General features: G+C 41.1%; 7 protein-coding genes and 2 pseudogenes. 1 reads left to right on the top strand and 8 read right to left on the bottom strand.

Annotation, left to right across the window (positions count from 1 at the left end; genetic code table 11):
• Genes DXA05_RS00040 through DXA05_RS26710 form a run of 5 tightly spaced genes read right to left on the bottom strand, consistent with a single transcriptional unit; the run spans position 1 to position 4,870 of the window.
• The gene (locus DXA05_RS00040) at positions 1 to 207 is read right to left on the bottom strand and encodes a hypothetical protein (RefSeq protein WP_008646870.1); all 207 of its coding nucleotides are present in this window, start codon (positions 205 to 207) and stop codon (positions 1 to 3) included.
• Positions 208 to 233: 26 nt separating this feature from the next.
• Entirely contained in the window at positions 234 to 1,619 is a 1,386-nt protein-coding gene (locus DXA05_RS00035) for a RagB/SusD family nutrient uptake outer membrane protein (protein ID WP_008646868.1), read from the bottom strand.
• 13 nt (positions 1,620 to 1,632) lie between these two features.
• Positions 1,633 to 2,355: a hypothetical protein gene (locus tag DXA05_RS26715; protein WP_284515321.1), complete on the bottom strand. Its 723-nt coding sequence runs from the start codon at positions 2,353 to 2,355 to the stop codon at positions 1,633 to 1,635.
• On the bottom strand, positions 2,337 to 4,517 hold the full coding sequence (locus tag DXA05_RS00030; RefSeq protein WP_284515320.1) for a SusC/RagA family TonB-linked outer membrane protein: 2,181 nt from the start codon (positions 4,515 to 4,517) through the stop codon (positions 2,337 to 2,339). The genes DXA05_RS26715 and DXA05_RS00030 overlap by 19 nt, the downstream gene beginning before the upstream one ends.
• The gene (locus tag DXA05_RS26710; RefSeq protein ID WP_284515319.1) at positions 4,502 to 4,870 is read right to left on the bottom strand and encodes a carboxypeptidase-like regulatory domain-containing protein; all 369 of its coding nucleotides are present in this window, start codon (positions 4,868 to 4,870) and stop codon (positions 4,502 to 4,504) included. Before DXA05_RS26710 ends, DXA05_RS00030 begins: the two co-directional genes overlap by 16 nt.
• 1,271 nt (positions 4,871 to 6,141) lie before the next feature.
• Between DXA05_RS26710 and mutS the strand changes: the two genes are divergently transcribed.
• Positions 6,142 to 8,730, top strand: a complete 2,589-nt coding sequence (mutS, locus tag DXA05_RS00020; protein ID WP_032849410.1) for a DNA mismatch repair protein MutS — start codon at positions 6,142 to 6,144, stop codon at positions 8,728 to 8,730.
• Positions 8,731 to 8,858: 128 nt separating this feature from the next.
• Here mutS and lgt read toward each other — a convergent pair.
• The 3 genes and pseudogenes from lgt to ychF form a co-directional block, all read right to left on the bottom strand.
• Positions 8,859 to 9,694: pseudogene (gene lgt, locus DXA05_RS00015) on the bottom strand (prolipoprotein diacylglyceryl transferase).
• 17 nt (positions 9,695 to 9,711) lie between these two features.
• Positions 9,712 to 10,628, bottom strand: a pseudogene (locus DXA05_RS00010) (ketopantoate reductase family protein).
• 47 nt (positions 10,629 to 10,675) lie between these two features.
• A complete protein-coding gene (gene ychF / locus DXA05_RS00005; protein ID WP_004298673.1) occupies positions 10,676 to 11,779 on the bottom strand; it encodes a redox-regulated ATPase YchF in 1,104 nt (367 codons plus the stop codon).
• Positions 11,780 to 12,169 lie beyond the last annotated feature (390 nt).

Below are 12,169 nucleotides of genomic sequence, written 5' to 3'. Positions count from 1 at the left end.
TTATTGGTTAATGGCATTGTTGTATTCATCCCATAATGCTTGTACTTCTTCACGGTCTTGTGCATTCAGGATATTTCCGGTGGGAAGTAAATAATCTTCTGATGTATTATCTACTTTTGGGGTCAGTTCTTCCGGTTTATCACATGAAACCAAGAAAGCGGAAGAACCTGTGAGAATGAAACATAGGATATATAGTATCTTTTTCATAACTGTTTCTGTTTTTTATGGATAAATTATTCTATGTAGCCTGGATTTTGAATGAGCAAATCAGGAAATAATCTGATGTCTGCTTTGGGAATAGGAAAAGTATACAGATACTTTTCTGTGATAAATTTCTTTCCTTTGGCAGCGACCCAAAATTCCGGACGTCCGTTGCGTTTTAATTCAAACCAGCGGTCGCCTTCAACAAACAATTCTTTACGGCGTTCACAGAGGATGGCTGACATCAATTTTGTCAAAGGGATCCCAGTGGCGTCGGTTTTTATATTTTGTTGGAAAACTTCTGGGAGATTGTCAATCGTGTAGGCTATATAATCCTGAGTGATTCGTTTGGAACGAAGCTGGTTAAGATAACCTAGTGCGTCTGTTTCCTGATTCAGATGTGCGTGGGCTTCGGCTATAATCAGGCAAAGTTCTTCACTACGAAACTTGGTGGTGATGATTTTATTGACAATCCGTTTGGAATCATAGTTGCATTTGCGACGTACGTCATTGTCGGTGGCCGCAAATAAATCAACCAAATTTCTGTCGACAGGTCTTGATTTTATATCGGCTTGTGCAGTTGCGTAACTCATGGTTCCTATATCATCATCCATGGTGAATGAACGGATAATGACATTGTGTGCTTTTGCTTGTTTCTGGTTAATGGCTTCTACATATTCGTCAGCTTCCAGCATCGGGTATTTTTCCAATACTTCTTTGGCATAGGTAATGGCACTACTCCAGTTCTGTGTCCAAAAGAAGAAACGTGCGAAGTAGGCTTTTGTCACGGATGAAGTAAAGATAAAGTCTTCATTAGACACATTATATGAGAGGGCTTTCCGGAATCCTTCTTCTATAAATTCAGCAGTTTCTTTCAGATTGGCGCGTGCAGGCTTTGCTTCCATATCAAAATCGTCGACAAGTGGAAGTCCGAGAGTCTCTTTTGCCGTCTCCGGCTGGTATGGCTCACAGTAGCGCTGCATAAGGTTATAATAGCAAATAGAACGAATGCTCCAGGCTGTTCCCAATAGGGTTCTAGCTAAATCGGATTCCGTATCATCCATGTTGCCGATAACCATATTACAGTCTTTGATAACAGAGTAGAGTGTTTTGTAAGTGGCCTGATTTTTGTTAATGGCACTTCCCACATAAATGCTCGTATAGCCGAAATTGCTGGCAAGCGTTGCATTCAAGTCATCGGCAAACATCTCTAAAGTTGTCATTACTTCTGGATTGGGAATGATAACGTCATCTCTTCCTTTTTCTATCTGATCCAACCAATAATGGATAATGGTCGAAAAATCTTCAGCTGTTTCAGGAATTATCTTTCCTTTGGGCTTTACGTCTAAGTAATTGTTGCAGGAAGCCAACAATATCATCAGACCACAATAGATAGATATGAATAGTTTATTTTTCATCGTTTATTGTTATTTAAAATCCAACATTTACGCTAAACATCACAGAACGGCTTATCGGATAAGTAGCACCGGGGGTTTCAGGATCCATGCCTGAATAGCTGGTGAATGTGAAGAAGTTGTTCAGTGACAAAGAGAAATCTACATTGGAGAGAGCCGAATTACTTATTAACTTCTTAGGTAGCGTATATCCTAAAATGATGCTCTTAATTCTGGCATAAGATAAGTTGGTAAGGAAAGCTCCATGCGTGATTTCTTTGTGCATAGGGTTATAATAGCCAAATCCGTAAACCTCACCGAACGGATTCCATACGCGCGGATAAGTGCCATTTGTATTATTGGGCGTCCAACGGTCGGCTGCTACTTTCGGAACATTCAGATGGTGTGCGAACAAATCATTTTGGAAGACTTGTTCACGTTCTGTGTAATTAAATACCCCATTACCGCTTACGGTGTTAGCTGAAGTTGGCGACTTGATGAATTCAAAATTTTTGGCTCCTGTGGCAAAAGTTCCGTTTACGCTAAGGCGAATACCTTTATATTCGGCGGTTACATTAAATCCTCCGGTTACGGGAGCTTCACTCGTGCCTAGATAATACCGGTAATTATCGGGCTTATTCAAGTCGGTAGCTGTGTGTATTTCAGCATCGGGACGCAGCTGGTATGTATATAATCCTGTTTCGGGGTCAATACCTGTGTATCTCCCACTATAGATGGCGTCTACAGGATAGCCTCCCATAAGTTATTATATCCCATGCTGCTATAGGAAGCTTTATATTTGGTCACTTTATTCTTGTTGTAAGCTATGTTGGCAGAAAGAGACAGACTGAAATCTTTTGTTTTAACAGGAGTTCCATTCAGGGTAGCTTCGATACCTTTGTTGTCAATATTGGCAGTATTGTATTTCTGTTGGGTGAATCCTGTGCTGCTTAGTACTTGCACACCTGTTACAATATCTTTACTTTTCCGGTAGTATCCTTCCACTATACCTGTCAAGCGGTCGTTAAACATTCCGAAATCAAGAGCCACTTTCACGTCTTGCGTCTTTTCCCAACGTAGATTGGGATTCGGTGGACTAACTACTTTTCCTATATGATAAATATTGTTGGAAATATTCCGGTAGTCATCGTAGTAACTGATAATCATTTGTGGGCTGACACTACGGTTGATGTTACCAGTAAATCCGGTTGCTATACGGAGTGTTAATCTGTTCAGTACGGGTTTCAGCGAAGCCATGAAATCTTCTTCACTAACATTCCACGCTGCGCCGGCTGCCCAGTTAGGATTAAATTGTTTGTCACTACCAAAATTAGAACTACCGTCAGTACGGAAAGAGACATTCAGTACATATTTGTTTTTGTAGTAATAGTCAGCAGATGCATAGAAAGAGACAAAGCGTTGTTCGCTCCATGTTTCTCCGTTCGAGCCATCAATAGCAGCGAGATAGGCTTTCAGCTTCTCGTAGCCTACTCCTGTCGGGTCATCAGGAAGTGGGGTTATGGCATTTCCGGTGATTTCGTCGTAACCGTATCGTTTGCTGTACAAACCGTCTGATTTACTTCCGCGGAATTCGGCACCGGCTATAAGGGAGACAGAGTGGTCTCCAAAAGAATCATCATAAGCAAAATGCCCGCGGACCATATAGCTCTCATTATCTACATTGCGTTGCAAGATAGAAGCATATTCCTTATTAGTATTGTTATCGATAGAGAGACGGTTGTCTAAAGCTGCTTTTGTGTTTTTACCATATATTTCCTTTAGACGGTTGGTGGAATAAGTATATGAAGCCAGACCCACAAAACGCAAATGGTTGATAATGCTGTAATCAATTCCTGCACGAACCATTGTTTTTATATTCTTAGTGCGTGAAGAAGTTTCGTCCATTTCGCGAAGTACATTAAATCCACAATCAGGTATAATCTTGGAACTAGTCTTTTTATTGTTATATTCTCCTAGTGCATAATATGTTTCATCTGCCCGGTAACTGCCGTCTTCGTTATACGGACTTTCGTATGGATTGGCAAAATAAGCATATTGGAAAGGATCGAGACTATTCAGTGCCGGGGACTTTGAATATTGATAAGACATGGATGCCCCAAAGTCAATCTTGACTTTCTGGCTGGGGTGCATTGATAGATTAGCTGTCAGGTTATAACGGTCGTAATCATTATTTTTCAATAAACCAGCGTTGCGGGTATATGCTAGTGAAGTATAATAGGTGTATTTGTCTCCACCACCATTAATGGATAGGTTGTGGGTGGTAGAAACACTGTTGCGAAACAGTTCATCGTACCAATCGGTATTCGTTTTACCTAATTCTTCGATATACGTATCTTGTTGTTCTTTGCTCCATCCGGCAAACTTTCCCCTACCAGCACGAATGATGCCTACTACTCCTACCACCGGATAGTCATTTGCCCCGGCTTCAAATCCAGGAGCAGAGAATTCATCCCATAATCCCTGTTCATAGGCAAGCTTCTCTTGTGAATTCATCAAAGAGTAGTTCCGTTGGGGTGGTAAAGTGACTGATACATTGCCTGAATAGTTTATTTGGGCTTTTCCTGATTTGCCTTTTTTGGTGGTGACAACAATTACCCCACCGGCTGCTCGCGAACCATAAATAGCAGCGGCTGAAGCATCTTTCAAAATAGTAATACTTTCTATGTCGCTGGGATTGATGCCAGCGACACCATTCATGAACAAGTCGTCAAATTGACCGGATTTTATTTCAGCACTGGTAGGCATATCGGTACTTCCACTTTGCATGGGAACTCCGTCGATAACCCATAGTGGCTCACCATCTCCGGTGATTGTATTGGTACCTCTGATTCGTATTTTTTGTGTACTACCAGGTTGTCCGGATATGGCTGATACGGCCACTCCTGCTATTTTACCTTGCATGAGGCGTCTACCGTTGGTTGGGCTTGGTCTTTTAACTGGTCGGCCGAGATAATTCCGACAGAACCAGTCATTTTCTTAAAAGTAGTTTGGGTATAACCTGTAACGACAACTTGATCCAGTTCACTTGTTGCAGATTCCATTTTAATTTTGATAAAAGGTGTTGCTCCTTTCAATAAGTGCTCTACATTTTTCATGCCAATGTAAGAAAAAACAAGTGTCTTGCCTTCTTTCATCTCTTTGATGGAAAACTTACCATCAATATCTGTGGTAACACCGACTTGGGGGAGCTCCTTATAGCGGACGGATACGCCTACTAATGGTACCCCACTTTCGTCAGTTACAATACCTTTCACTGTTACCTGTGCATTTGCAAATAAAGGTAAAATTAGAGCGAAAAGTAATGTTAATGAAAAAATGGTAATTTTATTCATAATTGTATTATATTGGTTTGAATATATGCAAATGTATTATTATTAGCTGATATAAACAAGAAAAATGATAATATTTGTATTTAAAATGTGTGCTTTTGTTTGAGTGAATATCATTCGATGTTTATTATATTTTTATAAAAGTATAGAAAATTGGTTCATGGTATGTTACGACTGGCTTTTTGCATTATACTGCATATTGGGGAGTTTGATATGTTGTAGAAGGCAAAAAAGAAGTGGCTTAATTTGACAATTTTGGGGCATAATTGCTATACCCAAAACGGTTCGTTTCATGTATGGTTATAAATTTATTCCATATCATTATATTTTGGACATGATAAGATTATCATTGAAATATATTTCAACATATGCATTCCTACGATAGAAGTGTCAAAAATAAAAGAGACTAACAATTTCCTTAATTATAAGTTTAGGACTTTATCAGTTAATTCGTTTCTCGGTGAGAAACACTTCGTTTCTCGGTGTCGAACAGGTTGTTTCTCGGTGAGAAACGGGGCGTTGGTTTTAAAGGAAAGCCCCGAATAGTAACCGACTGGATAACAGTGCTTTACAAAACAGTGTTATCTATCAGAAATACATAGGAGTTTTATTGACATTTTTTTGGTAACGCCATTTGTTTCTATTGCATCTATTACTGTAATAATATTTACATTAAAACTAAAATATGGCATTTATAAAAGAATTTGTTTCATTCCTTTCTGAGACAGGAATGAATCTATTTTTAAAGGTGGGGTTGCTCTGAACCGAATCTCTAGGATTTCAGATTGCGCCAAAAGAATCTGATGATTGAAAAGAGAGAGTTCTGCTGGTTTATATCAAATAGGGACGAAGCGTATAGGCATAAAAAAAGGAGCAACGCCTTGCTCCAACCTTTGTTAACCTTAAATCTAATACTATGAAAAACACATTGCAAAGATACGGACTCTTGGGAAATTAGCAAATTATCCAAGAAAAATAGCATGTTTTATAACACGTTTTAATAGTTTTCCCCTACTTGTTAAGAAATTAGTCCTCCTTATTTCAAGGTATGTAACATTAATTTTGAAAATTGAATCGGAGCATACCGTTGATTCTCTGCCGAAAAACCGTTATCTTTGCAAGGATAATCACATTATGCACTCAATAAAAAAGAAAAGGAGACACCCGTGAACGAAGAAGAGATCGTCCTCACCCCGATGATGAAACAGTTTCTGGATTTGAAGGCAAAACATCCGGATGCAGTGATGCTGTTTCGTTGCGGTGACTTTTATGAAACATATTCTACGGATGCCATCGTTGCAGCCGAAATTTTAGGGATCACACTGACAAAACGTGCCAATGGGAAAGGAAAAACTATCGAGATGGCAGGTTTTCCTCATCATGCCCTTGATACCTACCTTCCGAAACTGGTTCGCGCTGGAAAACGTGTCGCTATCTGCGACCAGCTCGAAGACCCCAAAATGACGAAGAAGCTGGTGAAGCGTGGTATTACCGAATTGGTTACTCCTGGTGTTTCTATCAATGATAATGTTCTGAACTATAAAGAGAATAACTTCCTGGCTGCCGTTCATTTCGGAAAGGCTTCCTGTGGAGTTGCTTTTCTCGATATTTCTACCGGTGAATTCCTTACTGCAGAAGGACCTTTTGATTATATAGACAAACTGTTGAATAACTTTGCCCCTAAGGAAATTCTTTTTGAACGTGGCAAACGCCTGATGTTTGAAGGTAATTTCGGTAACAAGTTCTTTACATTCGAGCTGGACGACTGGGTATTTACAGAAACGACTGCCCGTGAGAAACTGCTGAAACACTTTGAAACGAAGAATCTGAAAGGTTTCGGAGTGGAGCACTTGAAAAACGGTATCATTGCTTCCGGTGCTATCCTGCAGTATCTGACAATGACGCAGCATACGCAGATTGGTCACATCACTTCATTGGCACGTATTGAAGAAGATAAATACGTCCGTCTGGATAAGTTCACGGTGCGTAGCCTTGAGCTGATTGGCAATATGAATGATGGAGGCAGTAGTCTAATCAATGTGATCGACAGAACGATCAGCCCGATGGGAGCGCGTCTGTTGAAACGTTGGATGGTTTTTCCGTTGAAGGATGAGAAGCCGATTAATGAACGCTTGAACGTAGTGGAATATTTCTTCCGCCAACCAGATTTTAAGGAATTGATTGAAGAACAGTTGCATCTGATAGGTGACCTGGAACGTATTATTTCCAAAGTGGCTGTAGGGCGTGTGTCGCCTCGTGAAGTCGTTCAGTTGAAAGTTGCCTTGCAAGCAATTGAGCCGATAAAACAGGCATGTATGGAAGCTGATAATGCGAGCTTGAATCGCATTGGCGAACAGTTGAATCTTTGTATTTCTATTCGTGACCGGATTGCCAAAGAGATTAAAAATGATCCTCCTTTACTGATAAATAAAGGTGGAGTGATTCAGGACGGTGTGAACGCAGACTTGGATGAATTGCGGCAAATCTCCTATTCAGGAAAAGATTATCTGCTAAAGATACAGCAGCGGGAGAGCGAAGAGACGGGTATTCCGAGCTTGAAAGTAGCTTATAATAATGTATTCGGTTATTATATCGAAGTCCGTAATGTGCATAAGGATAAGGTTCCACCCGAATGGATTCGCAAACAGACGTTGGTCAACGCAGAGCGTTATATCACGCAGGAACTGAAAGAATACGAAGAAAAGATTTTGGGAGCGGAAGATAAGATTCTGGTTCTGGAAACGCAGCTATATACGGACTTAGTACAGGCATTGATGGAATTTATTCCACAGATACAGATTAATGCGAATCAGATTGCACGTTTGGACTGCTTGTTGTCATTTGCCAATGTGGCCCGTGAGAATCGTTATATCCGTCCGATTATTGAGGATAATGACGTACTGGATATTCGTCAGGGACGTCACCCGGTAATAGAAAAACAACTTCCGATAGGTGAGAAGTATATTGCCAATGATGTAATGCTGGACAGCGATACACAGCAGATTATTATTATTACAGGTCCGAACATGGCCGGTAAGTCGGCACTCTTGCGTCAGACGGCGTTGATTACGCTATTGGCTCAAATCGGCTCGTTTGTTCCTGCGGAAAGTGCGCATATCGGTTTAGTTGATAAGATATTTACCCGTGTAGGAGCGAGCGATAATATATCAGTCGGTGAATCTACATTTATGGTAGAGATGAATGAAGCGGCTGATATCCTGAATAATGTTTCTTCCCGGAGTCTGGTATTATTTGACGAATTGGGTCGTGGTACTTCTACTTATGATGGTATTTCCATTGCCTGGGCAATTGTAGAGTATATCCATGAACATCCGAAAGCAAAAGCACGTACATTATTTGCTACGCATTATCATGAATTGAATGAGATGGAGAAATCTTTCAAGCGCATCAAGAATTATAATGTATCGGTGAAAGAAGTTGATAATAAAGTAATCTTCCTTCGTAAACTGGAACGTGGCGGTAGTGAACACTCTTTCGGTATTCATGTGGCAAAGATGGCCGGTATGCCGAAAAGCATTGTGAAACGTGCAAATGAGATATTGAAACAGCTTGAATCTGATAATCGCCAACAGGGCATAGCAGGTAAACCGTTGGCAGAAGTGAGCGAGAATCGTGGAGGTATGCAGTTAAGCTTCTTCCAGTTGGACGATCCGATTCTCTGTCAGATTCGCGATGAGATATTGAATCTTGATGTGAATAATCTTACTCCTATTGAAGCGCTGAATAAACTGAATGATATTAAGAAGATAGTCAGGGGGAAATAAGCTGAAAATGTATATAATGTCTTAGGATATGTTTTCGATTGTTGTCCTGACATTAGGGAAATGGCATTTGTTTTATTGATAAGAAAGAGGGATTAGTGATGTTTGAACCGCTAATCCCTTTTTTTGATTTAGGCTATTTTCTTTTTCTTCTTGTCATAGAAGAACATGAAATAGACGCCTATTATGATAAACGGAACGCTTAGCCATTGCCCCATATTGAACATCATGCTGTTTTCAAAATCTTCCTGATTTTCTTTTAGGAATTCGATGAAAAAGCGGAAGGTGAAGATGTAAGTCAGGCAGAGCCCGAAGAAGAAGCCACGGTGCAGTTTCTTGCTGTAATTCTTATACAGGTAAATCATGATGAAGAACAGGATAAGATAAGCGATGGCTTCGTAGAGCTGTCCCGGATGACGGGGGAGCATATCTACACGTTCGAAAACGAATGCCCAGGCACATCAGACGGTTTGCCGATGATTTCGGAGTTCATCAGGTTGGCAAGGCGGATGAAGCAGGCGGTGATTGGAGTAGCTACGGCAATCATATCCAGCACGTCCATATAATGGAGCTTCGTCTTGCGGCAATACAGCCAAAGGGCGATTATCAGTCCTAATGTACCGCCGTGGCTGGCAAGTCCTTCATATCCGGTAAATTTCCAGTTTCCGTCCGGCATGAACTTGATAGGAAGAATCATTTCCCAAAAATGAGACAGGTAGTATCCCGGGTCATAGAACAGGCAGTGTCCTAGGCGGGCACCGATTAGAATACCAAAGAAACAGTAAAAGAAAAGCGGGTCAAACTTCTTTTCCTCTATCTTTTTATCCCGGTACTGGTAGTGAACAACCACATAAGCAAAGAATATTCCTACTGCCCACAGTAATCCGTAATAACGGATAGAAATGCCGAACAGGTTGAATAGTTCGGGATTCGGGTTCCAGTTGATGGATAATAGCATGGTATTCATTCTATATTGGATTAATGTTAATGATTAGATTTTTTGAATTTCTCTGCAACCATCCGGTAGGTCGGTATATCTATTCCCTGTTCTTCGGCTGCTGCAATCATGTCGAAGAGCAATCCTTGTATTTCCGAGTCGTGTCCGCGTGCCAGGTCTTTTTGCATAGAAGCGGTACTTTCGGGGTCGAGCTTGTCAATCACTTTCAGGTTGTAGCTGACTGGGTCTTCGGGAAATTCGACGCCTAGTTTCTTTCCTAAGGCAGCGCTTTCCGTAGAAAGTCCGATAAATGTATCCCGTATCTTTCCCGGTTTCTGTACTTTTCCCATCGGAACGTCGTAGTAAGCACCCGTTACGGCCATTGCAGAGATAAACGACCATTTGATAAACGTATCCCGGTTGATGTCTGGTGACAGGTCTACCTTTATGCCTGCTTCCTGCAAGTCTTGTTGGATAGCTTCCAGCAATCCGGGCTTCACAACCGTGCCGCGATGAGCGCCGTATACCAACCGGAATATCTTTCCCATTTGGGTGATTTCTCCGGTGCCGGATACGAAGCCTACGATATAGATGCAGCCGTCGAGGACAGTGACTTCCGGTACCAACTTTTGTATGCGTGGCCCTGTGCCGTACACATTCAGGATAGGGATGACAACCGTGTCTTTGTGCGCTGCTCTTTTAATCAGTCTACGATAGAATCGACCGAATAACCTTTTACGCATACAAATATCACATCTGCTTTTCCATTGAATTCTTCAGCGGTAGTTGCCGGAATCCGGAGCGTATGTTCGCCCTTCAAATCCGATTTCAGTTTCAAACCGTTCGTTTGAATCGACTGCAAATGAGCTCCACGGGCAATACAGGTTACATCTTTGCCTGCCAGCGACAAGAATCCTGCGATACTGCCGCCTACACCTCCCGTTCCTGCAATGAGATATTTCATATTGTTAGCGAATTAGTAATTAATAAGTCGTCGGTGGTAACCGATAATCACACGTTGAAACGGAAATGCATGATGTCGCCATCCTGCACCACATATTCTTTTCCTTCTACACCCAGTTTTCCGGCTTCTTTCACAGCTGCTTCCGAGCCGTATTTGATATAATCATCGTATTTGATAACTTCGGCACGGATAAAGCCTTTTTCAAAATCGGTGTGGATCACTCCGGCACATTGAGGAGCTTTCCATCCTTTTTCGTATGTCCAGGCACGTACTTCTTGTACACCGGCAGTGAAATATGTTTCAAGATTCAGGAGTTTGTAAGCAGACTTGATAAGACGTGCTACGCCCGATTCTTCCAAGCCTACTTCGGCAAGGAACATTTGACGGTCTTCGTACGTTTCCAGTTCGGCGATGTCCGCTTCTGTTTTGGCTGCGACAATCAGGATTTGAGCATTCTCGTCTTTTACGGCTTCGCGTACCATATCTACGTATTTATTTCCGTTTACTGCGCTTGCTTCATCAACATTGCAGACATACATTACCGGCTTGCTGGTCAATAAGAACAGTTCGTGAGCAATCTTTTGTTCGTCTTTTGTTTCAAAAGTCACTGTACGTGCAGATTTTCCTTGTTCCAGTGCGTCTTTATATTGAACGAGTACATCGTAAGCTAACTTTGCAGCTTTGTCTCCGCCCGTCTGTGCTTGTTTCTGTACTTTCTGGATACGGCTTTCGATGGTTTCCAGGTCTTTCAATTGAAGTTCGTAGTCAATGATTTCTTTGTCGCGGACGGGATTTACGCTTCCGTCTACGTGTGTCACATTGTCGTCATCGAAGCAACGGAGTACGTGGATAATTGCGTCTGTTTCACGGATATTGGCAAGGAACTTGTTTCCCAGTCCTTCACCTTTGCTTGCGCCTTTCACCAGTCCGGCGATATCTACGATTTCTACAGTTGTAGGAACAATTCGTTGGGGGTGCACCAATTCAGCGAGTGCGTTCAGACGTTCGTCAGGAACAGTGATTACACCTACATTGGGTTCAATTGTACAGAAAGGGAAATTTGCCGCCTGTGCTTTCGCATTCGACAAACAGTTGAAAAGTGTCGACTTACCCACGTTCGGTAGTCCTACAATACCACATTGCAATGCCATATTAATCTATTATTTCTTTTATTATCAATGATTTATACAAATGAACAACGATTTGGCAACAATGTCCGGATAAATAAAGAGTATTTGTTGCCGGGCTGCTCATTGTAGTTTGCAAAGATAATACTTACTAATCGAAATTACCCCAATTTCGTAGAACAAAATAAGTTTGTCCATTAAAAATCAATTTTTAAGCTAACGAAGAAAACGTGGTATGCTTTCTGTCTTTAAAAAACAGATAAAACGATATCAATGTCTCTTTCAATGTAGACTTCATCTGTTTTTTTAGTAATGAGCCAGCTAAATGTTGTTTTAAAAAGATGCAAAGGCTCATTTGTTTTGTCTTTATCATTTACTTATGATATTTATTCTCTTTATATAATTAATTATATT

This window comes from Bacteroides sp. AM54-2NS, from assembly GCF_003602935.1.
GTDB classification, from domain to species: Bacteria; Bacteroidota; Bacteroidia; order Bacteroidales; family Bacteroidaceae; genus Bacteroides; species Bacteroides xylanisolvens.
Note: the sequence above shows the minus strand (reverse complement) of the source record. Positions and strands in the feature narration are given on the sequence as shown.